General features: G+C 54.9%; 26 protein-coding genes and 1 pseudogene. 15 read left to right on the top strand and 12 right to left on the bottom strand.

The genetic code is table 11. The features are described from left to right. Positions 1-6: 6 nt before the first annotated feature. The 4 genes from PGR09_RS08580 to xthA form a co-directional block, all read right to left on the bottom strand. Positions 7-570 (bottom strand): carboxymuconolactone decarboxylase family protein, encoded by a 564-nt coding sequence (locus tag PGR09_RS08580; protein ID WP_015366168.1) that lies wholly within the window; start codon positions 568-570, stop codon positions 7-9. Beyond that, complete coding sequence (locus tag PGR09_RS08575; RefSeq protein ID WP_063415179.1) at positions 567-1,271, bottom strand: TVP38/TMEM64 family protein; 705 nt, start codon at positions 1,269-1,271, stop codon at positions 567-569. Before PGR09_RS08575 ends, PGR09_RS08580 begins: the two co-directional genes overlap by 4 nt. Then, the gene (locus PGR09_RS08570; protein WP_161801924.1) at positions 1,264-1,884 is read right to left on the bottom strand and encodes a TVP38/TMEM64 family protein; all 621 of its coding nucleotides are present in this window, start codon (positions 1,882-1,884) and stop codon (positions 1,264-1,266) included. Before PGR09_RS08570 ends, PGR09_RS08575 begins: the two co-directional genes overlap by 8 nt. Before the next feature lie 239 nt (positions 1,885-2,123). After that, complete coding sequence (gene xthA, locus PGR09_RS08565) at positions 2,124-2,930, bottom strand: exodeoxyribonuclease III (protein WP_315710841.1); 807 nt, start codon at positions 2,928-2,930, stop codon at positions 2,124-2,126. A 446-nt stretch (positions 2,931-3,376) separates the two neighbouring features. On the opposite strand from xthA, the gene astC reads away from it, so the two are divergent. The 4 genes from astC to astE all read left to right on the top strand — a co-directional run bounded on the left by astC (position 3,377) and on the right by astE (position 8,136). Beyond that, on the top strand, positions 3,377-4,597 hold the full coding sequence (gene astC / locus PGR09_RS08560) for a succinylornithine/acetylornithine transaminase (RefSeq protein ID WP_047045085.1): 1,221 nt from the start codon (positions 3,377-3,379) through the stop codon (positions 4,595-4,597). Next, positions 4,594-5,628, top strand: a complete 1,035-nt coding sequence (gene astA / locus PGR09_RS08555) for an arginine N-succinyltransferase (protein WP_032711851.1) — start codon at positions 4,594-4,596, stop codon at positions 5,626-5,628. The genes astC and astA overlap by 4 nt, the downstream gene beginning before the upstream one ends. Continuing rightward, the gene (astD, locus tag PGR09_RS08550) at positions 5,625-7,100 is read left to right on the top strand and encodes a succinylglutamate-semialdehyde dehydrogenase (RefSeq protein ID WP_045393248.1); all 1,476 of its coding nucleotides are present in this window, start codon (positions 5,625-5,627) and stop codon (positions 7,098-7,100) included. Before astA ends, astD begins: the two co-directional genes overlap by 4 nt. 73 nt (positions 7,101-7,173) lie before the next feature. Next, positions 7,174-8,136, top strand: a complete 963-nt coding sequence (astE, locus tag PGR09_RS08545; protein ID WP_047045078.1) for a succinylglutamate desuccinylase — start codon at positions 7,174-7,176, stop codon at positions 8,134-8,136. Positions 8,137-8,145: 9 nt separating this feature from the next. On the opposite strand, the gene PGR09_RS08540 is transcribed toward astE, so the two are convergent. Continuing rightward, positions 8,146-8,346 carry a hypothetical protein gene (locus PGR09_RS08540; RefSeq protein WP_155960284.1) on the bottom strand — a complete coding sequence of 67 codons (201 nt, stop codon included), beginning with the start codon at positions 8,344-8,346 and terminating at the stop codon, positions 8,146-8,148. Between the two features lie 157 nt (positions 8,347-8,503). On the opposite strand from PGR09_RS08540, the gene spy reads away from it, so the two are divergent. After that, on the top strand, positions 8,504-8,986 hold the full coding sequence (gene spy / locus PGR09_RS08535; protein WP_045393240.1) for an ATP-independent periplasmic protein-refolding chaperone Spy: 483 nt from the start codon (positions 8,504-8,506) through the stop codon (positions 8,984-8,986). A gap of 92 nt (positions 8,987-9,078) precedes the next feature. On the opposite strand, the gene cho is transcribed toward spy, so the two are convergent. Together cho and nadE are read right to left on the bottom strand one after the other, a co-directional pair. Further along, on the bottom strand, positions 9,079-9,942 hold the full coding sequence (cho, locus tag PGR09_RS08530; protein ID WP_047077942.1) for an excinuclease Cho: 864 nt from the start codon (positions 9,940-9,942) through the stop codon (positions 9,079-9,081). A 101-nt stretch (positions 9,943-10,043) separates the two neighbouring features. After that, positions 10,044-10,871, bottom strand: coding sequence for an ammonia-dependent NAD(+) synthetase (gene nadE, locus PGR09_RS08525; RefSeq protein WP_045393234.1), 828 nt, complete (start codon positions 10,869-10,871; stop codon positions 10,044-10,046). Between the two features lie 295 nt (positions 10,872-11,166). On the opposite strand from nadE, the gene osmE reads away from it, so the two are divergent. The 8 genes and pseudogenes from osmE (at position 11,167) to chbG (ending at position 17,078) form a co-directional block, all read left to right on the top strand. Next, a complete protein-coding gene (gene osmE / locus PGR09_RS08520; RefSeq protein WP_396279605.1) occupies positions 11,167-11,505 on the top strand; it encodes an osmotically-inducible lipoprotein OsmE in 339 nt (112 codons plus the stop codon). 275 nt (positions 11,506-11,780) lie between these two features. Next, the gene (gene chbB / locus PGR09_RS08515) at positions 11,781-12,101 is read left to right on the top strand and encodes a PTS N,N'-diacetylchitobiose transporter subunit IIB (RefSeq protein ID WP_015366183.1); all 321 of its coding nucleotides are present in this window, start codon (positions 11,781-11,783) and stop codon (positions 12,099-12,101) included. A gap of 69 nt (positions 12,102-12,170) precedes the next feature. Next, positions 12,171-12,236, top strand: a pseudogene (locus tag PGR09_RS08510) (hypothetical protein); the annotation flags it as partial. A gap of 11 nt (positions 12,237-12,247) precedes the next feature. Beyond that, positions 12,248-13,606, top strand: a complete 1,359-nt coding sequence (gene chbC, locus PGR09_RS08505) for a PTS N,N'-diacetylchitobiose transporter subunit IIC (protein ID WP_015366184.1) — start codon at positions 12,248-12,250, stop codon at positions 13,604-13,606. Positions 13,607-13,658: 52 nt separating this feature from the next. Further along, positions 13,659-14,006 carry a PTS N,N'-diacetylchitobiose transporter subunit IIA gene (chbA, locus tag PGR09_RS08500; protein WP_015366185.1) on the top strand — a complete coding sequence of 116 codons (348 nt, stop codon included), beginning with the start codon at positions 13,659-13,661 and terminating at the stop codon, positions 14,004-14,006. A 12-nt stretch (positions 14,007-14,018) separates the two neighbouring features. Further along, positions 14,019-14,858 (top strand): transcriptional regulator ChbR, encoded by an 840-nt coding sequence (gene chbR, locus PGR09_RS08495; RefSeq protein WP_045393229.1) that lies wholly within the window; start codon positions 14,019-14,021, stop codon positions 14,856-14,858. 102 nt (positions 14,859-14,960) lie between these two features. Beyond that, positions 14,961-16,307, top strand: coding sequence for a 6-phospho-beta-glucosidase (locus PGR09_RS08490; RefSeq protein ID WP_045374759.1), 1,347 nt, complete (start codon positions 14,961-14,963; stop codon positions 16,305-16,307). 12 nt (positions 16,308-16,319) lie between these two features. Further along, the gene (gene chbG, locus PGR09_RS08485; RefSeq protein WP_047045065.1) at positions 16,320-17,078 is read left to right on the top strand and encodes a chitin disaccharide deacetylase; all 759 of its coding nucleotides are present in this window, start codon (positions 16,320-16,322) and stop codon (positions 17,076-17,078) included. 41 nt (positions 17,079-17,119) lie between these two features. On the opposite strand, the gene katE is transcribed toward chbG, so the two are convergent. Beyond that, a complete protein-coding gene (katE, locus tag PGR09_RS08480; protein ID WP_289578395.1) occupies positions 17,120-19,378 on the bottom strand; it encodes a catalase HPII in 2,259 nt (752 codons plus the stop codon). A gap of 172 nt (positions 19,379-19,550) precedes the next feature. Here katE and cedA point away from each other — a divergent pair, with 172 nt between their 5' ends. After that, positions 19,551-19,823, top strand: coding sequence for a cell division activator CedA (cedA, locus tag PGR09_RS08475; protein ID WP_072047989.1), 273 nt, complete (start codon positions 19,551-19,553; stop codon positions 19,821-19,823). A 59-nt stretch (positions 19,824-19,882) separates the two neighbouring features. Here the strand turns inward: cedA and PGR09_RS08470 are convergent, their stop codons facing one another. The 3 genes from PGR09_RS08470 to hxpB form a co-directional block, all read right to left on the bottom strand. Then, the gene (locus PGR09_RS08470) at positions 19,883-21,274 is read right to left on the bottom strand and encodes an L-cystine transporter (protein WP_015366191.1); all 1,392 of its coding nucleotides are present in this window, start codon (positions 21,272-21,274) and stop codon (positions 19,883-19,885) included. Positions 21,275-21,407: 133 nt separating this feature from the next. Continuing rightward, a complete protein-coding gene (locus tag PGR09_RS08465) occupies positions 21,408-21,998 on the bottom strand; it encodes a metal-dependent hydrolase (RefSeq protein ID WP_289578394.1) in 591 nt (196 codons plus the stop codon). A gap of 127 nt (positions 21,999-22,125) precedes the next feature. Further along, positions 22,126-22,794, bottom strand: coding sequence for a hexitol phosphatase HxpB (gene hxpB, locus PGR09_RS08460; protein ID WP_045393217.1), 669 nt, complete (start codon positions 22,792-22,794; stop codon positions 22,126-22,128). A 151-nt stretch (positions 22,795-22,945) separates the two neighbouring features. On the opposite strand from hxpB, the gene PGR09_RS08455 reads away from it, so the two are divergent. Continuing rightward, positions 22,946-23,482 carry a YniB family protein gene (locus tag PGR09_RS08455; RefSeq protein ID WP_430916043.1) on the top strand — a complete coding sequence of 179 codons (537 nt, stop codon included), beginning with the start codon at positions 22,946-22,948 and terminating at the stop codon, positions 23,480-23,482. A 33-nt stretch (positions 23,483-23,515) separates the two neighbouring features. Here PGR09_RS08455 and yciA read toward each other — a convergent pair whose 3' ends face one another. Then, positions 23,516-23,914, bottom strand: coding sequence for an acyl-CoA thioester hydrolase YciA (yciA, locus tag PGR09_RS08450; RefSeq protein WP_015705756.1), 399 nt, complete (start codon positions 23,912-23,914; stop codon positions 23,516-23,518). Positions 23,915-24,013 lie beyond the last annotated feature (99 nt).

Below are 24,013 nucleotides of genomic sequence, written 5' to 3'. Positions count from 1 at the left end.
GACTCCTTAGGGATGAGTGTCGGAAACATCGGGCTTCGGGATTTGGCACAGGCCCTGCGCCGGAATCGCCAGCGCGGAATTAAAGCGCGCGGATAAATTTTGCAGGCCGATCAGCGCGGTTAGCTCGGTTAACGCCTGAGCATCGAACTGCTGCGCCAGCCGGGCGCGCAGCGCGTCATCGACGGCGGGCGGCGTCATGCTCGCCGCTTCGGCATATTCCAGCGCCAACCGTTCGCTATCGCTGAATAATCCGCTATTGCGCCAGTCGTTAACCGCCAATAGTTTTTCGCTGCCGCCGGCGCGCTGCGCCAGTTTCATGCTGGTGATATCAATGCAAAATTCACAGTGACACAGTTGGGCGATACGGGCGCTCACCAACGAGCGTAGCAGCGGATCGAGCGGCGAGCGCCGGCGCTCCAGATATCCGACAAACATCGAAACCAGATAAAACGCCAGCGGGATGCGACCCCACCAGCGGATAGGGCTGAGCACCGCGCCATAATGGCGACGGTGTAGCCATGCCTGCGGGCGCAGGATCAATGGAATCGACGTTAACGGCGGTAGATTCATGGCGATTTCCTATTGTGATGCGCAACGTATTGCGCCCTGGCTATCGCGACTACGATAGCCAAAGCGAACAAAATAGATAAGCCGCTGAGCAGCCAGAACCGCCCCCCCGTCAGCAGGCTTCCGGCCCACGAGTAGACGATAGTCGCCGGTAATTGGCCGACGCCGGTGGCAAACATAAAATGGCGAAAGCGGATTGAGGTTAGCCCAGCGGCATAGCTCACCGGATCGAAAGGGACGAAGGGCAGCAGGCGGCAAACCAGGATGGTGTGCTTGCCGTAACGACTAAAAAAGCCATCTACGCTCTGTAATACCGCCTTGCCGGTCAGTTTTTCTACCACTTCACGGCCCAGTACGCGGGCAATAAAAAAGCACAGCGCCGCGCCAGCCATCGCGCTGACCCATGACAATACGCCGCCCCACAGTGCGCCGAACAGCGAAGCGTTGGCAAAAGTTATCAAAAACGCCGGCAGCGGCGCGACAATTGCCTGCAGGATCATCAGACCGAAAGAGACCAGGGCTGCCAGCGGACCATAAGCGTCAATAAAACGCTCCAGCGCCTGCTGATCGAGGGTGGCAAACGCGCTAAGGCTATGTTGCAGAAAGGAGCGTACGCCCGGTATTAACCACCAGCCGACGAGTGCTGCCAGCGCCAGCAGGACGATAGCGCCGCGTGAGAGCCACAGCCGTTTTCTGTTATCCATTTTCATCGCCTACCGCGGATGTTGCGACACTAATGCGTTTATAGCGGCCATAACGCCTGGCGGCCTGAGTTAATACAAATAGCGCCAGGCCGGCGATGCTGAGTTTGCCAATAAAGGCCGGGGTGATGCCATCGCGGGCCAGTTCGCTGGCCATAAAAGTATAAATAAACAATCCCGGCAGGGTGGCGATGGTGGAGATAAACGTAAAGGACCAGAAGGGGATCGCCGTCAGTCCATAGGCATAGTTCTGCAGATTATAAGGGAACAGCGGCACCAGCCTGGTGAAAATCAGAAAATCGCAGCCGCTGCGGGCAATACCGCGCTCGAACGCCTGAAAAACGGCATGGTGACCACAATAGCGCTGCAGCGCTTCGCGCCCCAGCCAGCGGGCCAGCAGGAACGACAGCGATGAGGCGACAGTCGCGGCGATAAGCGACAGTAACGTGCCCAACCAGGGGCCGAATATCATACCGCCGACGATGACCAACGCGCTGCCGGGCATCAGGCACAAGGTGGCGATGATAAACAGCAGGATATAAAGCGCATAACCTGCGCTACCGCTGTGCAGAATAAGTAATTGAAGATCGTGAAGGTGGCTGAACAGTCTCGTCAGCCCGGCGTGATGAACAAGCCATGCCAGCAGGGCAAACAGGAGTACGGCAAACAGCAGTTTATAGCGTGCCTGGTAACGGCTTCTTTTGCATGAGGGGTCTCCTGTCTTCGTTTTGCCCGGCAGGAAACGCCGGGTGCGCGCGACAGTATAGTAAATTGCCGTGAGCGACAATGTATACCGTTCACTTTATTGATTTTGCTCAGGATAGCGGGGCTCCGCGCCGGAGCCCCGGAGAAGAATTATGATTTAAAGGTTGCCCATACCGGCGCATGATCGGAGGGTTTTTCCATGCCGCGGATGTCGTAATCGATGCCGGTTTCGACGCAGCGCTGGGCCAGCGGCGAGCTTGCCAGAAGAAGGTCGATACGCAGACCGCGGTTGTCATCAAAACCTTTAGAGCGGTAATCGAACCATGAGAAGCGCTCATTATTATCCGGGTTGGCGTGACGCCAGGTATCGACCAGGCCCCAGCCCAGCAGACGATCCATCCATTCACGCTCTTCTGGCAGGAACGAACATTTACCCGTGCGCAGCCAGCGCTTGCGGTTCTCTTCGCCGATGCCGATATCAAGGTCGGTAGGGCTAATATTCATATCGCCCATGATAAGCACCGGATTTTCTTTGTTCAGCTCGGTATCGAGGTAGTTCTGCAGATTCTGATAAAACGCCGCCTTTGCCGGGAACTTGGTCTCGTGGTCGCGGCTTTCACCCTGCGGGAAATAGCCGTTAATTACCGTGACATTGCCAAACGGTGAGGGGATTTCCGCCATGATGATGCGACGCTGCGCATCTTCGCCGTCGCCCGGGAAGCCGCGACGCACGGCTATCGGAGTCTCTTTGGTCAGCAGCGCCACGCCGTAATGGCCTTTTTGCCCATGGTAAAAGACGTTGTAGCCCAGCTTCGCCACCTCTTCGAGAGGAAACATATCGTCGTGAACTTTGGTTTCCTGGAGACCGATAACATCGGGCTGATGTTTATCGACGATGGCGGCCAGTTGATGGGGGCGGGCACGCAGGCCGTTGATATTAAAAGAGATGAATTTCATAGTCGCTGCCACTGTGCAAGGTGAATAGTGCAAGGATGTTAGCAGAATTTCATCATAGTGGCTGCCGGCAGGTGGTTAATTCTACCGATTACTGCGGTTGGCGAGCGAATCGCACAAATTATGCACCGTTTTGGCGCATGTCGCGCCAAAAAAGCGCAGATATCTACGATAAATTTCGTAGAGGATCACAATTACAGAATTATATCTTATCGCTGCATAACTTATCGTCTTTTTCCACTATCCAGCGCCGTTTACCTGATAATTATTCACTAGATATGCATTTTTGTTGAATAATTAGTGCCTGTAACTCGTTGATATCACGTGATTGAGCTCAATTTATGCATTTTTGCCTCTGGCTGGCACGATGCGTGCAATCTACATTTACAGCGTAATAACTCATAAATTTTAACATTGTTCTTACTTTTAATTTACCGGAAGAGGTCGATATGTCTCAGTCAATTACGCGTAGCAATTTTGATCAATGGATGATGCCGGTATATGCGCCGGCGGCTTTTATTCCGGTACGCGGCGAAGGTTCACGGTTATGGGATCAGCAGGGGAAAGAGTATATCGATTTTGCCGGCGGTATCGCGGTGAATGCGCTGGGACACGCTAACCCACAGCTAGTAAAAGCGCTGACCGAGCAGGCGGGAAAATTCTGGCATACCGGTAACGGTTACACCAATGAACCGGCGCTGCGCCTTGCCAAACAGCTGATCGACGCCACCTTTGCCGACCGCGTTTTCTTCTGTAACTCCGGCGCCGAAGCCAACGAAGCGGCGCTGAAACTGGCGCGTAAATACGCCCACGATCATTACGGCAGCCACAAAAGCGGCATTGTCGCCTTCAAAAACGCTTTCCACGGGCGCACGTTGTTCACCGTCTCCGCCGGCGGTCAGCCTTCCTATTCGCAGGATTTTGCGCCGCTGCCGCCGCAGATCCAGCATGCTACCTATAACGACCTCGACTCGGCGCGCGCGCTGATTAATGACGACACCTGCGCGGTAATCGTCGAGCCGATGCAGGGCGAGGGCGGCGTGGTGCCGGCGAAAGCGGAATTTTTGCGCGGCCTGCGCGAATTGTGTGACCAGCACAACGCGCTGCTGATTTTTGATGAGGTACAAACCGGCGTCGGGCGTACCGGCGAATTGTATGCCTATATGCACTACGGGGTGACGCCGGATGTCCTGTCGACGGCGAAAGCGCTGGGCGGCGGCTTCCCAATCGGCGCGCTGTTGGCGACGGAGAAATGCGCCAGCGTGATGACCGTCGGCACTCATGGTACGACCTACGGCGGTAACCCACTCGCCACTGCTGTTGCCGGGGAACTGCTGTCTATCGTCAATACCCCGACGCTTTTGAACGGCGTTAAACAGCGTCATCAGTGGTTTAGCGAACGCCTGAGCGCGATTAACGCCAGATACGGCCTGTTCAAGGAAATTCGCGGACTGGGGCTGCTGATTGGCTGCGTACTGAACGACGAATATGCCGGAAAAGCAAAAGCCATTAGTACCCAGGCGGCGGAAGACGGGCTGATGGTATTGATAGCCGGGGCAAACGTCGTTCGCTTCGCCCCGGCCCTTAACGTGAGCGAGGAAGAGGTTAACACCGGTCTCGATCGCTTTGAGCTGGCCTGCCGTCACTTCCTTGCGGGAGTTTCATCATGATGGTGATCCGACCGGTTGAAAAAGCCGATTTGCCGGGGCTGATGGCCCTGGCGGGAGAAACCGGCGGCGGCCTGACGTCGCTGCCGGCGGACGAACCCACTCTGGCTGCCCGCATTGAACGCTCCCAGCGGACCTGGCGCGGCGAACTGCCGAAAAGCGAACAGGGCTATGTCTTTGTGCTGGAAGATAGCGTCAGCGGCGCGGTTGTTGGGATCTGCGCGATTGAAGTCGCCGTTGGCCTCAACGATCCCTGGTACAACTATCGGGTCGGCACCCAGGTACATGCTTCAAAAGAGCTCAATGTTTATCACGCGCTGCCGACGCTGTTCCTTAGCAACGATCACACCGGCTGTAGCGAACTCTGCACGCTGTTTCTCGATCCGGCATGGCGTAAAGAGGGCAACGGCTACCTGTTGTCGAAATCGCGACTGCTGTTTATGGCCGGTTTCCGCGACCACTTTAATGACAAAGTGGTCGCCGAGATGCGCGGCGTGATTGATGAGCATGGTTATTCGCCGTTCTGGGAAAGCCTTGGCAAGCGCTTCTTCGCGATAGAATTTTCCCGCGCCGACTATCTCTCCGGCACCGGTAAAAAAGCGTTTATCGCCGCATTAATGCCAAAACATCCGTTATATATCGACTTTCTCTCCGATGAAGCGCGGGCGGTCATCGGCCAGGTTCATCCGCAAACGGCGCCTGCGCGTGCGGTACTGGAAAAAGAAGGCTTCCGTTTTAACAACTACATCGACATTTTTGACGGCGGCCCGACGCTGGAGTGCGAAATTGACCGGGTGCGGGCGATACGCAAAAGCCGCCTGCTGACGGTGGAGGAAGGGCAACCTGCGCCGGGAGAGTGGCCGCAGTGTCTGGTCACCAACGAGCAGTATCAGCAGTTCCGCGCCATCCTGGTCCATGCCGACCCGGATAGCGAAACGTTGCTGCTGAGCGCGCGTGAGCTGGATACGCTGAAATGCCACCCAGGCGACCGCGTACGGATGGTCCGCCTGATCCCCGAGGAGAAAGCATCATGAGTTTATGGATTAACGGCGAATGGCAAAACGGGCGCGGCCCGCAGCGCAGTAAATATAACCCGGTCAACCAGGCGCTGCTGTGGCAGGGGAATGACGCCGACGCCGGGCAGGTCGCGCAGGCGGTTAGCGCCGCGCGTCAGGCTTTTCCCGCCTGGGCCCGCCTGCCATTTAGCGCGCGTCAGGCGATCGTCGAGAAGTTTGCGGCGCTGCTGGAAGCGAACAAAAGCCAGCTGACGGCGATTATTGCCGCCGAGACCGGTAAACCACGCTGGGAGGCGGCCACGGAAATTACCGCTATGATAAATAAGGTGGCGATCTCGGTGCGCGCCTATCATAGCCGCACCGGCGAGAGCGAGACGGCGATGGCCGACGGCGCCGCCACCCTGCGCCACCGTCCCCACGGGGTACTGGCAGTATTCGGGCCTTATAATTTCCCGGGCCATTTACCCAACGGACATATTGTACCGGCGCTACTAGCTGGTAATACCATCGTCTTTAAACCCAGCGAGCTTACGCCGCAAAGCGGCGAAGCGGTGGTTAAGCTGTGGGCGGAGGCGGGCTTACCCGCTGGAGTCGTGAATCTACTGCAGGGCGGCCGGGAGACCGGCGAGGCGCTGAGCGGGCAGGCGGATATCGACGGTCTCTTGTTCACCGGCAGTTCCGCGACCGGCTTCCAACTGCACCGTCAACTGGCCGGGCAGCCGCAAAAAATCCTCGCCCTCGAAATGGGCGGTAACAACCCGCTGATTGTTGACGAACCGCAGGATATTGACGCTGCGGTCCACCTGACAATTCAGTCGGCGTTTATCACCGCCGGGCAGCGCTGCACCTGCGCGCGCCGTCTGTTGGTGAAGCGCGGCGCGACGGGCGATGCGTTTTTACAGCGTTTAGTGACGGTGTCACAACGTCTTATTCCCGACGAGTGGGATGCGGAGCCGCAGCCGTTCCTGGGCGGACTGGTATCGCCGCAGGCCGCGCAAAAGGTGCATCAGGCCTGGCTTGGGCACGTGGCGAGCGGCGGACAGACGTTACTGGAGCCGCGCCTGCTGCGCGACGGTACCTCGCTGCTGACGCCGGGGATCATCGACATGAGCAACGTGCAGCAGGTGGCGGATGAAGAAGTTTTTGGCCCGCTGTTATGCGTGTGGCGCTATGACAATTTCGAGCAAGCGATCGCGATGGCTAACGCCACCCGGTTTGGTCTCTCCTGCGGGTTGATTTCCGCCGAGCGCGATAAGTTCGAGCGCCTGTTGCTGGAGGCCCGCGCCGGGATCGTCAACTGGAACAAGCCGCTCACCGGCGCTGCCAGTACCGCGCCGTTTGGCGGAACCGGCGCCTCGGGAAATCATCGTCCAGGCGCCTGGTACGCCGCCGATTATTGCGCCTGGCCGATGGCCAGCCTGGAATCCGCCGAACTGACGCTACCGGAGACGCTCAGTCCGGGGCTGGATTTTTCATCGCAGGCAAGTTGATGAAAGTTCGCGGGGCCGGGATGCTCGGCCCTGCGAGTTTTCCTCGATCCGTTTCAGTAATAAAGGAGGCGTCGTGGACGACTTTCTGGCACTAACTCTGGCGGGGCGCTGGCCGCATCATTTTCATGGCGAAACCGCCCATTTTCGTTGGCACTGGATCGATTGCGGCATCCTGCTGCTGACCCCGCATGCGCGCTGCGAACGTTCACTGGTACTCTCCTGCGGTATTCACGGCAATGAAACCGCGCCGGTGGAGATAGTCAACGCTTTGCTTCAGCAGTTGTTTAGCGGCGAACTCCCGCTGCGCTGGCGTGTGTTGGTGATATTCGGCAACCCGCCGGCGCTGCGGCAAAATAAACGCTATCTCGATAGCGATATGAACCGCATGTTCGGCGAACGCTGGCGCAAGTTCGCGCCCAGTGGTGAAACGGTGCGGGCGCGGCAGTTGGAAAGCGCTGTGACGCGTTTTTTTAGCGATAGCCATGGCGTGCGCTGGCACCTGGATATGCATACCGCTATTCGCGGCTCGCTGCATCCGCGCTTTGGCGTGTTGCCGGCACGCGAGGAGCCGTGGGGCGAAGATTTTCTCAGCTGGCTTGGCGCGGCCGGGCTGGAGGCGCTGGTGTTCCATCAACAACCGGCGGGAACCTTTACCCACTTTAGCTGCGAACGTTTTGCCGCGCTGGCCTGTACGCTGGAGTTGGGCAAAGCGCTGCCTTTTGGCGACAACGATTTAACCCAGTTCTCAGCGACGCAGCGGGCGTTAAGCAGGCTGTTGGTGGGCGATTTGGCGGTGGAAGAAACGACTGCCCCGCTGCGCTACCGGGTGGTGCAGCAGATCACGCGCCACAGCGACCAGTTCCAGTTGCATATGTCGGGGGAGACGCTCAATTTTACACCGTTCAGCGCCGGGACGCTGTTGGCTGAGGATGGCGAAACGCGCTATGTCGTCGAAAAGGCGCAGGAGTACGTGCTGTTTCCCAACCCCGGCGTGGCGCCAGGGCTACGGGCTGGGCTGATGCTGGAACGGTTGTAATTTCCTTTCTTAACTATTCACAGCCGTTGTTGTTCGCGGTTGTGAATATCGAGTGAAATATGGCTGCGCACCGATCTTATTTATTTGTGCCATTGGCATTGTTTGCGGATTATTCCTGGTTAAATGCTTTGTTTTTAATCTCCACTGTTTTATAATCTTCATAGTTTCTTTATAAAACAGCCTGTTATTTATTTTTTGTTGCATATCCATCCTCATTTTCCTTATTTTCTCCACAATTGGTGAGAAAATGTTTTTTACACTTTCATTGTTTTACGCTTGCACTGACTAATTGACGATAAAGCGCGTAAAGTTAATCTCGTCAACACGGCAATGCGCCGTCAGAATAACTGATAGTAAGGACATAACCATGAAGAAGATTACTGCTCTGTTTGTTGCCTCTACTCTGGCTCTGGGTGCTGCTAACCTGGCTCACGCGGCCGATACCACCGCTACCACCCAAACCGATAGCAAACCGATGATGCACCATAAAGGTATGCCGGGTCATCACGATATGATGTTCAAAGACCTGAACCTGACCGATGCGCAAAAACAGCAGGTTCGTGACATCATGAAAAGCCAACGCCAGAACATGAAACGTCCGTCACTTGACGAACGTCGCGCCATGCACGATCTGATCGCCAGCGATACTTTCGACAAAGCGAAAGCCAGCGCGCAGATCGACAAAATGGAAGCGCAGCATAAAGAGATGATGCTTTCCCGCATGGAAACCCAGAACAAGATTTACAACATCCTGACGCCGGAACAGAAAAAACAGTTCAATGCGAATTTTGAGAAGCATCTGACAGAACGTAAAGCGCCGGAAGGTAAAATGCCTGTACCTGCTGAGTAACTCAGCGCGAAGAATGAAGACCGCCGGTCTTGCCCAATCATTGCCAGTAAGGCTTTGGGCAGGGCCGGCGGTTTTTTACGTTTACGATATCATTAGCCAAGCGGGTGCAGCTGATACTCACCGCTGAGCAAAGGCTTACAAAGGATCTTGTAGCCATCGTGATCGAAACCGGCTGGCAGTGCGGTGAGTTCAGCAGCTTGCGCCAGCGAATCCACCGCGCCCAGCCACAGCCAGTTATGAATGATGTGGTACTGGACCATATCCGGACCGCGCTCCTCCAGCGCCACCGGACCCGCCCACGGCCAGCACACCAGCTGAAGCTTACTCATCTGCGCCAGCAGCCGCTGGTTATGATCTTCGACGCGCTCTCTACCGCAGCAGGCGCCGGCGCAGCGCCCCAGCGCGGAACGAAAACAGGCGCGCCCGCGACTCAGCGGTTCCAGCCCCAGAATGCCGTAACACAGACGGTGCTCATCGGCGATGGTTTGCAGCGCCTGTAATGCCGCGCGGCGGTTAGCGAACAGGCCGTACAGGTGCTGCTGATGGGAGAAATCGACTTCTCGCGCATACACAACTTGCGGTTTACCCGCCTCCAGCAGCCAGGAGCAGAGCTGCTTATTACGCCGCAGTCGTTTATTAAACAGCGGCTGCTGTTCTTTAATTAACCGCGCTTCAAGTAACAGCGCGCCTAATTCCCCGGCGGTCCGCTGCCAGCTGATGCGCCGCGCCTGGCGCAGCATGGAGGCTTCATCAGCGGTACGCAAATGCGACAGCACCCGGCTGCGGATATTCACGCTCTTACCGATATAAAGCGGCAGCGTCTCGCTTTCCCCATGGAACTGATACACCCCTGGCAGCTTTGGCAAGGCCTCAAGCCATGGACGTAAGTGTTCGGGGTACTCATAGATTGCCGCCGCTTCAAATTCCAGACGCGGGGCAGATTGTTTTCTGGCCACAACAACTCCTGATACTGTTTATGTATCCAGTATAGCAGGCGAGTTTTACGGCGAAAAGAACAAAAAATAACCCCGGCGCTGGCCGGGGTGCAGGGGAGTAGTTACTTCTTCCAGAAATCGTCGAAGACGGTAATCGGCGGGCGGCGCTTATGCTCGGTTTTCAGATACCAGCCTTCGATGGTTTTGGCGATGTTCTCGTCTAGGGTTTTACCCTCCAGATAGTCATCAATGTTTTCGTAGGTCACGCCCAGCGCGACTTCATCCGGCAGAGAAGGGCGGTCATCTTCGAGGTCGGCGGTCGGCTGCTTCATATAAAGGTGCTCAGGACAGCCCAACTGCGCCAGTAGCTGTTTGCCCTGACGTTTATTGAGACGGAAGATAGGATTAATGTCGGTACCGCCATCGCCGTATTTGGTAAAGAAGCCGGTGATCGCTTCTGCGGCATGATCTGTTCCCACGACCACGCCTTTGGTCATGCCGGCGATACTGTATTGGGCTTTCATTCGCTCACGGGCTTTCTCGTTGCCGCGAACAAAATCGCTCAGCTCAATACCCGCTTCTCGCAACGCCTGCTCGCTGGCCAGCACCGCGCCTTTAATATTGACGGTCAGCACGCGGTCGGGCTGGATAAATTCGATGGCATCCTGGCAATCCTGCTCATCGGCCTGGACGCCATAAGGCAGGCGCACGGCGATAAATTGCAGGCTGCGATCGCCGCTTTCGGCACGCAGCTCATCGATCGCCATCTGGCATAGTTTGCCGGTAAGGGTCGAATCCTGGCCGCCGCTAATGCCGAGCACCAGTGATTTAATGAACGGGTAGGTCTGCAGATAGGATTTCAGGAAATCCACGCTGCGGCGAATTTCGCCTTCGACATCAATCTGCGGCTTCGCGCCCAGCGCCTGAATAATTTGTTGTTGAAGCGTCATTACGCCCTCCGGAAAGTGAGCCTGTATGGCAACCAGCATGGTCTAAAACTACCTCTTTGCTGCTGAAACGACAAGGCTGGTACCGCTGACTGACGGAAAAGAAGGCAACCAATGGCATAGCATTTAATTATGGTGCGGAAGGTAGTTGGAAGTAGAGTGCGCTGCGCCGCTGTTTTTTTGCACATATCTGGTTACCAGAAAAGTTCTGAATTTACATGAATTCGACGTTTGGCTTGAAAAATAACGCTTTTTATTCCAGGCTTAAAACACGCCGATTACATAATGAGGACGGAATATGAACAAAAAATTAGCAGGATTGATGGGCGCAGCGGCAGTATTAACCATGCTGGCGGGGTGTACGGCCTATGACCGCACCAAAGACCAGTTCACACAGCCAGTTGTTAAGGATGTCAAAAAAGGCATGACCCGCAGCCAGGTTATGCAGATTGCCGGTAAACCGTCGTCTGAAGTCACCATGATCCACGCACGCGGAACTTGCCAGACTTATATCCTGGGTCAACGGGATGGTAAAATTGAAACCTACTTCGTCGCGCTGGACGACACCGGTCACGTGATGAACTCCGGCTACCAGACCTGCGCCGAGTACGACACCGATCCGCGTAACAGCAAATAACTACGCGTCACAAGCTGAGAGCTACGAAAGCCCGACCATTGGTCGGGCTTTTTTATGGCGGCTAATGCTTATTTAATTGCGCGAATTATTTGGGGGAAATGTGAGGGTAGTCAAAACGCGAGGTCAATGAGAGACAATTCTGTTCAACAGGGAATTATCCTGCCGCCAAATGTTGCCGTATACTCAATGCATAAACAAAACTAACCGAAAGTTACCAGTCTTACCGGCTCTCAGCCATTGCTGAGGCCCTGGTCCTACAAATTGAGGAAGCGTTCATGGAAAAGAAACATATCTATCTGTTCTGCTCGGCTGGCATGTCCACTTCATTGCTGGTCTCCAAAATGCGTGCCCAGGCAGAAAAATATGAAGTCCCGGTAATTATTGAAGCGTATCCTGAAACGCTGGCCGGTGAAAAAGGGCCGGAAGCTGATGTCGTATTATTAGGGCCACAAATTGCGTATATGCTGCCGGAAATCCAACGTTTGCTGCCCAACAAGCCGGTAGAGGTCATTGACTCCATTCTGTACGGTAAAGTTGATGGCTTAGGTGTATTGAAAGCGGCCGTCGCGGCCATTAAGAAAGCTGCTGCACAATAATTTTAATTTTAAACTCGCGATATTCTGGCGTCTGGTAGTTAATTAATACTAGCCGCCACTATATTCAACAGTTTATTTTCCCGTCAAAGAGTAATTTCATACATCATCGCCGTAATATTTTATTGCGGCTTTTAAGGGTATTGACTATGAGTAAAGTGATCGATTCGCTTGAAAAGGTACTCCTTCCTTTTGCTGTTAAAATAGGAAAGCAACCGCACATTAATGCGATTAAAAACGGCTTTATTAAATTAATGCCGCTGACCCTCGCCGGGGCCATGTTCGTATTAATCAACAACGTTTTTCTGAGCTTTGGTGAAGGTTCTTTCTTTTATTCAATGGGGATTCGCCTGGATGCCTCCACCATTGAAACCTTAAACGGCTTTAAAGCCATCGGCGGTAATGTCTATAACGGTACGTTGGGTATTATGTCGCTGATGGCGCCGTTCTTTATCGGCGCCGCGCTGGCCGAAGAGCGTAAAGTCGACCCCATGGCTGCCGGTCTGCTGGCGGTCGCCGCCTTTATGACCGTCACGCCTTATAGCGTAGGTGAAGCCTACGCCGTTGGCGCCAACTGGCTCGGCGGGCAGAACATTATCTCCGGGATGATTATCGGCCTGGTGGTGGCGGAACTGTTCACCTTTGTCATTCGTCGCAACTGGGTCATTAAACTGCCGGATAGCGTGCCGTCATCGGTATCGCGTTCCTTCTCGGCGCTGATCCCGGGCTTCCTGATTTTGTCGGTCTTCGGCATTATTTCGTGGATTCTGTCAAACTACGGCAGCAACTTCCATCAGATCATCATGGACTCCATCTCCACGCCGCTGGCGGCGATGGGCAGCGTCGTTGGCTGGGCGTACGTAATCTTTAACTCCCTGCTGTGGTTCTTCGGGGTGCACGGTTCGCTGGCGCTGACCGCGCTGGATAACGGCATTATGACGCCGTGGGCGCTGGAAAACATCGCGCTGTATAACCAGTATGGTTCTGTCGACGCGGCCATCGAAGCCGGCAAACAGTTCCACTTCTGGGCGAAGCCGATGCTCGACTCCTACATCCTGCTGGGTGGTTCCGGTGCGACGCTGGGTCTGATTATCGCCATCTTCATCGCTTCTCGCCGCGCCGATCATCGTCAGGTCGCTAAGCTGGCGCTGCCGTCAGGCATCTTCCAGATTAACGAACCGATTCTGTTCGGTCTGCCGATCATCATGAACCCGGTCATGTTCATCCCGTTCGTTCTGGTCCAACCGATTCTGGCCGCGATTACGCTGGCCGCTTATAGTCTGGGCATTATCCCACCGGTGACCAACCTGGCCCCGTGGACGATGCCAACCGGTTTGGGCGCTTTCTTTAACAGTAACGGTAGCGTTGCTGCCCTGCTGGTCGCGCTCTTCAACCTTTGTGTCGCTACTGCCGTGTACCTGCCGTTCGTCATCCTGTCGAACAAAGCGCAGAGCACCATCGAGCAGGAAGAAAGCGAAGAAGATATTGCTAACGCACTGAAATTCTGATGTCTAGCGGTACGGGCTCTTCCCGTACCGCCTGAGAAACGAGGGAAATATTATGTTTGATCTGGATAACATCGACGCGGTAGAAACCCCGGAAAATGACCTCGAAGAGGTGGTGATGGGGCTGATTATCAACTCCGGACAGGCGCGTAGCCTGGCCTATGCGGCGCTGAAGCAGGCGAAGCAGGGGGATTTTGCCGCCGCGAAATCGATGATGGAGCAATCGCGGATGGCGCTGAGCGAAGCGCATCGCGTCCAGACCCAGCTTATTGAAAGCGATGAAGGCGAGGGCAAGATGAAGGTGAGTCTGGTGCTGGTTCATGCGCAGGATCATCTGATGACCTCAATGCTGGCCCGTGAACTGGTGGCCGAATTGATCGAGCTGCACGAGAAGGTACAATAGGCTATCCGAACGATGAGGCAGCCGAAGATGATGACCACCGAGATCAGTACCGCCAGGGAACAACAGCTCTTCAACGGGAAAAACTTTCATGTGGTCATCTATAACAAAACGGAGAGTGTGAGCGGGCTTCACCAGCATGATTACTACGAGTTCACTATCGTTTTAACCGGGCGCTATTATCAGGAAATTAATGGCAAGCGGGTGTTGCTGGAGCGCGGGGACTTTGTCTTTATCCCAATGGGGTCGCACCATCAGAGCTTTTACGAGTTTGGTGCGACGCGCATTCTTAACGTTGGCATCAGCAGACGCTTCTTTGAGAAACATTATCTGCCGCTGCTGCCGTTCGGTCTGGTCGCCTCTCAGGTCTATGCGGTGCAAAGCGCCTTTCTCAGTTATATCGAGTCGGTTATTGCTTCACTGAATTTTCGCGAGACTGAATTTGACGAGTTTATTGAACTGGTCTCGTTTTACACCATTAACCGCTTACGTCATTATCGTGAAGAGCCCGTTGAAGATGTGATTCCTCACTGGCTGAAAAATACCGTAGAGGATATGCACGATAAAAACAAATTTGGCGAAAGCGCGCTGGAAAATATGGTGCAATTGTCCGGGAAAACGCAAGAATATTTAACCCGGGCGACCCAGCGCTATTATGGTAAGACGCCGATGCAGATCATTAATGATATCCGCATCAATTTCGCGAAAAAACAGCTGGAAATTACCAACTATTCGGTCACTGATATTGCGTATGAATCAGGATATAGCAGCCCAAGTCTGTTTATTAAAACATTCAAAAAGCTGACTTCCTTTACGCCAAGCAGTTATCGCAAACAGCTGACCAATATTAATTAACTCGCAGCGGAATTTACCGCGCGGTTTATTCATTCAAGTTAACTGTCCGCATTTATGCGGAGAGCGGTCTACGTCTACGCGTAGCGCCTAAGGGAGAAAGATATGAGCCAGAAATTAAAAGTCGTGACTATCGGCGGCGGCAGCAGCTATACCCCGGAATTACTGGAAGGTTTCCTCAAACGCTATCATGAGCTGCCGGTAACGGAACTGTGGCTGGTGGACGTGGAAGAAGGGCAGGAGAAGCTCGATATCATCCATGCGCTGTGCCAGCGGATGGTAGAAAAAGCCGGCGTGCCGATGAAAGTCTACAAAACGCTGGATCGCCGCGCGGCGCTGGAAGGGGCGGATTTCGTCACCACGCAGCTACGCGTTGGCCAGCTGAAAGCGCGTGAAAAAGATGAACGTATCCCGTTAAGCCATGGCTATCTTGGCCAGGAAACCAACGGTGCGGGCGGTCTGTTTAAAGGCCTGCGTACCATCCCGGTGATTTTCGATATTGTCAAAGATGTGCAGGAAATTTGCCCCGATGCGTGGATCATTAACTTTACCAACCCGGCGGGTATGGTCACCGAGGCGGTATATCGCCACACCAATTTCAAACGCTTTATCGGCGTGTGCAACATTCCAATCGGTATGAAGATGTTTATTACCGATGTGCTGCAGCTGAGCCCGAGCGATGAACTGAATATCGATCTGTTCGGCCTTAACCACCTGGTGTTCGTTCGCGATGTGCTGGTCAATGGCGTGTCGCGCTTCGATGAACTGCTGGACGGCGTGGCTTCTGGCCGCCTGACCGCGAACTCGGTGAAAAACATCTTCGACCTGCCGTTTAGCGAAGGGTTGATTCGCTCACTGCGCCTGATCCCCTGCTCGTATCTGCTTTATTACTTCAAGCCGAAAGAGATGCTGGCGATTGAGATGGGCGAGTACTACAAAGGCGGCGCGCGCGCTCAGGTCGTACAGAAGGTTGAAAAACAGCTGTTCGAACTGTACAAAAATCCGGATCTGAACATTAAGCCGAAGGAGCTTGAGCAGCGAGGCGGCGCTTACTACTCTGATGCCGCCTGCGAGGTGATTAACGCCATTTACAATGATAAGCAGGCCGAGCACTATGTGAATATTCCGCACCATGGCCACGTTGATAATATTCCGGCCGACTGGGCGGTAGAAATGACCTGTACGCTGGGCCGCGATGGCGCGAAACCCACGCCGCGAATCACGCATTTTGATGAAAAAGTGCTGGGGCTGATTTATACCATCAAAGGCTTTGAAGTGGCGGCCAGCCAGGCGGCAATAAGCGGCGAGCTCAATGATGTGCTGCTGGCGCTCAATTTAAGCCCGCTGATTCATTCGGATCGCGATGCCGAGCAGCTGGCGCGGGAGATGATCCTCGCCCATGAGAAGTGGCTGCCGAACTTTGCAGCCACTATCGAAAAACTGAAACAGTAACGGGAGCGGCCGATGGAACGCGTATTGATCGTTAACGCCGATGATTATGGCCTGAGCAAAGGGCAGAACTACGGTATTATCGAAGCCTGCAGGAACGGACTGGTGACGTCGACCACGGCGTTGGTCAACGGCGCGGCTATCGGCCACGCCGCCCAATTGAGTCGCAGCCTGCCCGAGCTGGCGGTGGGGATGCACTTTGTGTTGACGCTGGGCGAGCCATTATCGGCGATGCCGGGGTTAACCCGCGACGGGCGGTTGGGCAAATGGATTTGGCAGATGGCGGAAGAAGACAGCCTGCCGCTGGATGAGATCGCCCACGAACTGGAGTGTCAGTATCGGCGTTTTATCGAACTGTTTGGTTGCGAACCGACCCATATCGACAGCCACCACCACGTGCATATGATCGCGCAGATCTACCCCATCGTCGCCGCTTTTGCGCGCGAAAAGGGCGTTGCTTTGCGTATCGACCGCCAGGTGGCGGCGCTGAATGGCCTCGATCAGGATGCGGCTCGCAGTAGCGATGGCTTCAGCAGCGAATTTTACGGTGAAGCGGTTTCACAAGCGCTGTTCCTGCAGACGCTGGATGCCTCACTTGAACGGCAGGAAAACTCGCTGGAAGTGATGTGTCATCCGGCATTTGTCGATAACACCATTATGGGCAGCGCTTACTGCTATCCGCGGCTGACCGAACTGGACGTGCTGACGTCCGGCGAACTGAAGTACGCTATTGCGGAACGCGGCTACCGGCTCGGAAACTATCGCGACGTATAAAGAGAGGAAAGCCCGGCAGCCATGAACTGCCGGGCTTTTTGTTACGCGGGTATGGCCGCAACTTTACTGCTTCTTGACCAGACGCGATGCGCGGCCAGTAGCGTCAGCAGTTTATCGACGCTAAGCGTATTAATCGCGTCGCATTCGATAACCCCTTCTTCACCCGCAGCGGGCACCTGTAGCAGCGAACTAAACTGCCGCGCATCGCCCGCCAGTAAAATAGGCTTCAGATGCTTATAAGCTTCCAGCAGATAGTAGCGGGCATCTCCGTTATCGCTGATGCTGCTCAGATCGCCGCCGGGAACGATAACCGCATCAACCGTCAACGATGGCGAGCCGGCGAAGGTTCCGGCGATCGGTAGCTGCGATCCATCATCGGCGCTGACTTCGCCCATACGCGAATAGAGCAGTTTGCTGTGGACGCCTCTGGCCTGCAGCGCTTGCAACAGGTTGAGTACATCCTGCGCGCAGGTCTTCTCGTTGAGTAATACCGCGACAATTCGTCCTTTTACGTCGCCATCGCCATCAGCGTAAAGACTGAGGGTTGGATCTTTCTCCACGCCGTTAACCGGCGCTGGCGGGGCAATATTCCTCTGCTCATCGCTGAGTTCGATACCGAGATTGTTGGCTACCGCTTCCGCCAGCCCGATATCAATATGCGCCAGATGATCGACCACCCGCTCGCGGATCCAGACTCTGACCACTTTGCTCAGCTCAAAACTAAAGCCGCCGATAATGTGCTGCTGCTCAATCGGCGTCTGGCTGAGCCAGAACAGGCGAGGCTGGGCGTAGTACTCGCCGAAGGAGGGGCTACGGTTACGGATTTTCTCGCCATCAACGCGTTCCGCCAGTGATTCAAAGCCGCCGCGTTTCGGCGCCGGCGGCGTTTCGCGAGGCCAGTTATCGTTGATAGAGTTAGGCTCATAATTTGCTGGATTAGTATCAATCTCCATTCGGTGCATGCCGTCACGCTGGAAATTATGATACGGGCAGGTAGGGCGGTTAATCGGAATTTCGTGGAAATTTGGCCCGCCGAGGCGGCTAATTTGCGTATCGGTATAGGAGAAGAGTCGCCCTTGCAGCAGCGGGTCGTTACTAAAATCGATACCCGGCACGATATGACCCGGATGGAATGCCGCCTGTTCGTTCTCAGCGAAGAAGTTGTCGGGGTTACGGTTAAGCACCATTTTGCCGACTCGTTGCACGGGCACCAGCGCTTCCGGAATGAGTTTGGTCGGATCCAGCAGATCGAAGTCGAAATCGAACTCGTTTTCCTCTGGAATTAACTGCAGGCCGAGCTCAAACTCCGGATAATCGCCAGCCTCGATGGCTTCCCATAGGTCGCGGCGATGAAAATCCGGGTCGCGGCCGGTCAATTTCTGCGCCTCATCCCACACCAGGGATGCTTTACCGGCCACCGGCTTCCAGTGGAAGCGTACGAAGGTGGCTTTGCCTTCGGCGTTGATGAAACGGAAAGTATGTATGCCGAAACCTTCCATCGTGCGATAGCTGCGCGGCAAGCCGCGGTCGGACATGGCCCACATCACGTTATGCAATGTTTCCGGCTGCAGCGAAACATAGTCCCAGAAGGTGTCATGGGCGCTTTGTCCCTGCGGAATTGCCCAGTGCGGTTCGGGTTTCACCGCATGGACAAAGTCGGGAAATTTAATCGCATCCTGGATAAAGAAAATCGGCGTGTTGTTGCCCACCAGGTCGAAAATGCCCTCTTCGGTATAGAATTTGGTGGCAAAGCCGCGGATATCACGCACGGTATCGGCCGAGCCCGCGCCGCCCTGAACGGTGGAGAAGCGGACAAAAACAGGGGTGATTTTTTCCGGCGCGGACAGAAAATCGGCTTTGGTAATCTCTTTCAGGCTTTTGTAAGGCTGGAAATAGCCGTGCGCGGCGGAACCGCGAGCATGAACGATACGCTCGGGAATGCGTTCATGGTCAAAGTGGGTAATTTTCTCACGCAGGATAAAATCTTCCAGCAACGTTGGTCCGCGGTTGCCGGCGCGTAACGAGTTTTGATCGTCGGCGATGCGTACCCCCTGATTGGTGGTCAGCGGGAAGTTTTCGCCGCCTTTACGCTGCGGCTCAAGCGTATCTAATTTTATGCTGTGAGTATCCGGCGCTTTCAGGCTGCCGGGCGACGTCGGTTCCTCCCCGGGCGCGGTTGGCTGGGGAGTAGGGCGCCATTCGCGGTCTTCGGGCGCCAGCGAATCAAGGCCCGGTTTTGCTTCATCGCTATCGTGTACCGGTGCCTGTCGGCTGTGTGGGTCGTGGTGTTTTTCTGACATCTGCTCGTCTCCTGCTTTCATTGCTAAAAGTGGTCGTTGCTAAACCAAAACCCTTCTAACTATAGAACATTGTTCTGGGTTCGCCGGGCAGAAACGAATAGAGTTATCCTAAAATGCGCATTAGCGGAGGAGGGGCGACGAAAAGGGGGGCGATCGGCTATGATAGGGGTTTATGTTCCCGCTTTGCTTAGTGAATCCATCTGTTATGAAAACATTGCGCCAACAAAATCGCCCTGTCATTAGCTACGTGCCGCGCGTCGAGCCTGCGCCGCCGGATCATGCCGTTAAAATGGACCATTTTCGCGATGTCTGGATATTGCGGGGCAAATATGTCGCCTTTGTACTGATGGGCGAGCGTTTCCGCCGTTCACCGGCGTTCACCGTGCCGGAATCGGCGCAGCGTTGGGCTAATCAGATACGCCAGGAAGGTGAAATAGAGGCCTGACCTCGCGGGTAAAATAAAAAAGCCGCTGAAATTCAGCGGCTTTTTTGTGGCTGTTAACGTTAGCGATGCGCCAGTTCGGCGTCTTCTTCGCTATCGAGGATGGCTTTATCCGTCTGGCGCAGCCACTGGCTAGTCAGCGTGCCGGCGGTCATTGAACCGTTAACGTTAAGGGCGGTACGGCCCATATCAATCAGCGGCTCGACGGAAATCAGCAGCGCGACCAGCGTGACCGGCAGACCCATCGCCGGCAGCACGATCAAGGCTGCGAAGGTCGCGCCGCCGCCAACGCCGGCTACGCCCGCGGAGCTTACGGTGACGATACCCACGAGGGTGGCAATCCACATTGGATCCAGCGGGTTGATGCCAACGGTTGGCGCTACCATTACCGCCAGCATCGCCGGATAGATACCGGCGCAGCCGTTCTGACCAATCGTCGCGCCAAATGAGGCGGAGAAGCTGGCAATAGATTCCGGCACGCCCAGACGGCGCGTCTGCGCTTCCACGTTCAGCGGAATAGACGCCGCGCTTGAACGGCTGGTGAAGGCGAAGGTAATCACCGGCCAGACTTTACGGAAATATTTCAGCGGACTGACGCCATTGACGGCTAACAGCAGACCGTGTACCACAAACATGATCCCCAGCGCGATGTAAGAGGCCACCACGAAACCGCCGAGCTTGATGATGTCATGCAGGTTGGAACCGGCAACCACTTTGGTCATCAGCGCCAGTACGCCGTACGGGGTCAACTGCATCACCAGACGCACCAGCTTCATCACCCAGCCCTGCAGCGTGTCGATGGCGGTCAGGACGCGTTGGCCTTTCTCCACATCGTCTTTCAGCAGTTTCAGCGCCGCGACGCCAAGGAACGCCGAGAAGATAACGATGCTGATGATAGAAGTCGGGTTAGCGCCGGTCAGATCGGCAAACGGGTTTTTCGGCACAAACGACAGGATCAGCTGCGGAACGCTCAGATCTGATACTTTACCGACATAGTTGCTCTGGATGGCGTTCAGACGAGCGGTTTCCGCGCTGCCCTGCACCAGGCCTTCAGCGGTGAGGCCAAACAGGTTGGTCACCAGCACGCCGACCAGCGCGGCGATTAGGGTGGTGAACAGCAGCGTACCGATGCTCAGGAAACTGATTTTCCCCAGCTGTGATGCATTGTGCAGGCGCGCCACCGCGCTCAAAATGGAGGCGAAGACCAGCGGCATAACGATCATCTGCAGCAGTTGCACGTAGCCGTTACCGACGATATTGAACCACTGAATAGAATCTTTCAGAACCTGACTGTCGGAGCCGTAAACCAGCTGCAGGCCAAGACCAAAGATAACGCCGATAACGAGACCGACCAGTACTTTTTTAGCGAGGCTCCACTGTTTGTGGCGGGTTTGAGCCAGCGCAAACAGTAAAACCGCGAACACGACAACGTTCGCTATTAATGGAAAATTCATCCCCGTTCTCCTGATATCTTGTTACCTGGGTTGGTCTGAAACCAACTCTTATGGCGCCAAGAGTAGCAGAAGGCCTTATTGCTTTCTTATACTCAAATGGAATGGGTTATAACCAAAAAATTATTTAGCGTATTTATCGTTCAGCCTGATGGTTAATAAAACGATTAAAGGTTAATTGCAGCGAATTAATCATATTTGATGACCAGCGCACGGCGCTATTTTCGGCCATGCTTTGCGGCATCCAGACGGCGTAAATGAACAGCGCCATGCACAGCGCGCGCTCGAGCTGATTGCCTTTGCGCGGCGCGAGGATCGGCAGACGGAACCGCCAGCGACAAGGCCACAGCAGCGGTACGCCGGCCGGGGTGAGCATATCGGCGAGTATATGGCTGAGGTAGCCAAGCACTAAACCCTGCAGCGCATCGGCCGGGATTATCCAGCTCTCCGGCACTTTTAGATAGAACAGCGCCAGCGCGCCGAATACCGCCAGCAGGCTGTGGGTAAAGCCCCGGTGGCCAAAGGCGCGGGCTACCGGTTTTGAGACCCAGCTTAAACGCTGCCCGAGGAAAGATTTAGGATGGTCGATATCGGGCAGCAGGCAGGTCAGCACGGCGGAAGGAACGATATGCCACCAGTCCCCCTGCGCCAGCACGGGGGTTAATTCTGCATTTTTTGCAAATACCGCACAGGCGATAGAAAAGAAGAGGTGGCCTTCCGCCGTCATGATAAAAACCCTAAACTGTCAATTCATACAGTATAGGGTTTTTATACAGTATACGGAAGAGGTGACGGTGTAACTCTTTGTCACGAGGTTGACATATTTTGACGACATTAATGCCAGCGCAAGTCGTTTAGCCGCGCAGGTCTGCTACCGTCAGCTGCTGCAGAGACGCCAGTTTCACATCGGCCAGTACGAAGCGCGGATCGCGGCTGTTTTCTGCTTCCGGAACCACAATCGAGCGCATCCGCGCCGCTTTGCTGGCAATCATGCCGTTAACAGAATCCTCCAGCGCCACGCAGGACATTGGCGCGACGCCAAGCTTTGCGGCGCAATCAAGATAGACCTGGGGATGCGGTTTGCTGTAAGGCAGATGTTCGGCTGAGGCCAGCGCGTCGAACTGGTCGCGAAGTTCAAACATTTCCAGCACTTTTTCCAGCATATGCAGCGGCGACGCGGAGGCGAGGCCGATTTTTAGTCCTTCGGCCTTACACAACGCCACGGCTTCACGCACGCCGGGCAGTAGTGGCCGTGACTCCTCGACCAGCTGAATGGCCCGGCGGATAATGCTGGCGGTTACCTCCGCGCGGTCCGGGCCGCGCCAGGGCTGTTGCGCAAACCATAAATCGACCACCAGGTCGATGCGCAGCCCCAGCAGGTCAGGTAATTCATCACGGCGGCTAATATCCACTCCGAGGCTTTCCAGTACCTCCAGCTCTGCGCGGTCCCATAGCGGCTCTGAATCGATAAGCAGGCCATCCATATCGAAAATAGCGGCAAGAATCTGACGCTTTGCTGACATAAGTTCCTCTCCATTGGCGTAAGTAGATAACGAAATTGTCCATATGGTATATCATACCGCGCTGAAGCAGGCGAAATTCGCTGCGGAAGATAGACTTATACCTGACTCTATGTCGGCATGGAGAGTCTGGCGTTTTAAACAAGGGGAACTCATGACGTATCAACAAGCTGGACGCATTGCGGTCATTAAACGCATTTTGGGATGGGTCATCTTCATTCCAGTCGTGCTGTCTACGCTGATTTCCGTACTGAAGTTTATGTACGAGCATAGCGAAAAGAAACCGGGTATTGATGCGGTGATGATGGATTTCGCCCACCTGATGATTGAGATGGTGCGTTTCAATACGCCGTTCCTGAATTTCTTCTGGTACAACTCGCCGCTGCCGGAGTTCAAACATGCGTTGAACATCGGTTTCTGGATTATCTACGCGCTGGTGTTTGTCGGTATGGCGTTGCAGGCTTCCGGCGCGCGGATGGCCCGCCAGGCGAAGTTTCTACGCGAAGGGGTGGAAGATCAGTTGATTCTGGAACAGGCTAAAGGAGCGGAAGGCCTGTCTCGCGAACAGCTTGCCGAACGTATTGTCGTTCCGCGTCATACTATTCTGAAGCAGTATTTCACGCTTTACGTGCTGCCGATTGTGGTGATTGTGATCGGTTATATTTTCTTCTCGCTGCTTGGCTTTCTTTAAGCAGAAGATCTGCCCGGCAAGCCGGGCAATGTCTTACTCGGCAGGCAGCGCTCGCGGCTTGCCTTCATTGTCTACCGCCACATAAATAAACAGGGCTTCCGTCGCCTTATAACGCTGGCCCAGCGGTTCCGTCGATACTTTTTTCACCCATACCTCAATATTAATAGTGATTGAGGTGTTGCCGCGCTTTACGCAGCGGGCATAGCAGCACACAACATCGCCAACGGCGACCGGGCGTAAAAAAGTCATACCATCAACACGGACAGTCACAACGCGGCCGCGGGCAATCTCTTTGGCCATAATCGCGCCGCCGATATCCATCTGCGACATCAGCCAGCCGCCAAAAATATCGCCGTTCGCGTTGGTATCCGCCGGCATGGCCAGGGTGCGTAAAACCAATTCGCCCTTCGGGGCGAGATCTGTTGTTGTCATTCTATACTCTGTACTAGTCAAAGAAGATCAGGCGCGATGCTACTATGAAAACGGCGCAGAGAGAATAGGGGAATACGCCCGTCGGTACGGGCGTCGGCA

The sequence above is a fragment of the Klebsiella sp. 141251 genome, from assembly GCF_050600725.1.
Lineage (GTDB): Bacteria > Pseudomonadota > Gammaproteobacteria > Enterobacterales > Enterobacteriaceae > Klebsiella > Klebsiella aerogenes.
This window is presented reverse-complemented; position numbering and strand designations above follow the sequence as displayed.

Coding starts and splice junctions, on each gene's coding strand:
- PGR09_RS08580 (WP_015366168.1), bottom strand. CDS start 570: ATGAATCTACCGCCGTTAACGTCGATTCCATTGATCCTGCGCCCGCAG.
- PGR09_RS08575 (WP_063415179.1), bottom strand. CDS start 1,271: ATGGATAACAGAAAACGGCTGTGGCTCTCACGCGGCGCTATCGTCCTG.
- xthA (WP_315710841.1), bottom strand. CDS start 2,930: ATGAAATTCATCTCTTTTAATATCAACGGCCTGCGTGCCCGCCCCCAT.
- astC (WP_047045085.1), top strand. CDS start 3,377: ATGTCTCAGTCAATTACGCGTAGCAATTTTGATCAATGGATGATGCCG.
- astA (WP_032711851.1), top strand. CDS start 4,594: ATGATGGTGATCCGACCGGTTGAAAAAGCCGATTTGCCGGGGCTGATG.
- astD (WP_045393248.1), top strand. CDS start 5,625: ATGAGTTTATGGATTAACGGCGAATGGCAAAACGGGCGCGGCCCGCAG.
- PGR09_RS08540 (WP_155960284.1), bottom strand. CDS start 8,346: ATGGATATGCAACAAAAAATAAATAACAGGCTGTTTTATAAAGAAACT.
- spy (WP_045393240.1), top strand. CDS start 8,504: ATGAAGAAGATTACTGCTCTGTTTGTTGCCTCTACTCTGGCTCTGGGT.
- nadE (WP_045393234.1), bottom strand. CDS start 10,871: ATGACGCTTCAACAACAAATTATTCAGGCGCTGGGCGCGAAGCCGCAG.
- osmE (WP_396279605.1), top strand. CDS start 11,167: ATGAACAAAAAATTAGCAGGATTGATGGGCGCAGCGGCAGTATTAACC.
- chbB (WP_015366183.1), top strand. CDS start 11,781: ATGGAAAAGAAACATATCTATCTGTTCTGCTCGGCTGGCATGTCCACT.
- chbC (WP_015366184.1), top strand. CDS start 12,248: ATGAGTAAAGTGATCGATTCGCTTGAAAAGGTACTCCTTCCTTTTGCT.
- chbA (WP_015366185.1), top strand. CDS start 13,659: ATGTTTGATCTGGATAACATCGACGCGGTAGAAACCCCGGAAAATGAC.
- chbR (WP_045393229.1), top strand. CDS start 14,019: ATGAGGCAGCCGAAGATGATGACCACCGAGATCAGTACCGCCAGGGAA.
- PGR09_RS08490 (WP_045374759.1), top strand. CDS start 14,961: ATGAGCCAGAAATTAAAAGTCGTGACTATCGGCGGCGGCAGCAGCTAT.
- chbG (WP_047045065.1), top strand. CDS start 16,320: ATGGAACGCGTATTGATCGTTAACGCCGATGATTATGGCCTGAGCAAA.
- katE (WP_289578395.1), bottom strand. CDS start 19,378: ATGTCAGAAAAACACCACGACCCACACAGCCGACAGGCACCGGTACAC.
- cedA (WP_072047989.1), top strand. CDS start 19,551: ATGTTCCCGCTTTGCTTAGTGAATCCATCTGTTATGAAAACATTGCGC.
- PGR09_RS08470 (WP_015366191.1), bottom strand. CDS start 21,274: ATGAATTTTCCATTAATAGCGAACGTTGTCGTGTTCGCGGTTTTACTG.
- PGR09_RS08465 (WP_289578394.1), bottom strand. CDS start 21,998: ATGACGGCGGAAGGCCACCTCTTCTTTTCTATCGCCTGTGCGGTATTT.
- hxpB (WP_045393217.1), bottom strand. CDS start 22,794: ATGTCAGCAAAGCGTCAGATTCTTGCCGCTATTTTCGATATGGATGGC.
- PGR09_RS08455 (WP_430916043.1), top strand. CDS start 22,946: ATGACGTATCAACAAGCTGGACGCATTGCGGTCATTAAACGCATTTTG.
- yciA (WP_015705756.1), bottom strand. CDS start 23,914: ATGACAACAACAGATCTCGCCCCGAAGGGCGAATTGGTTTTACGCACC.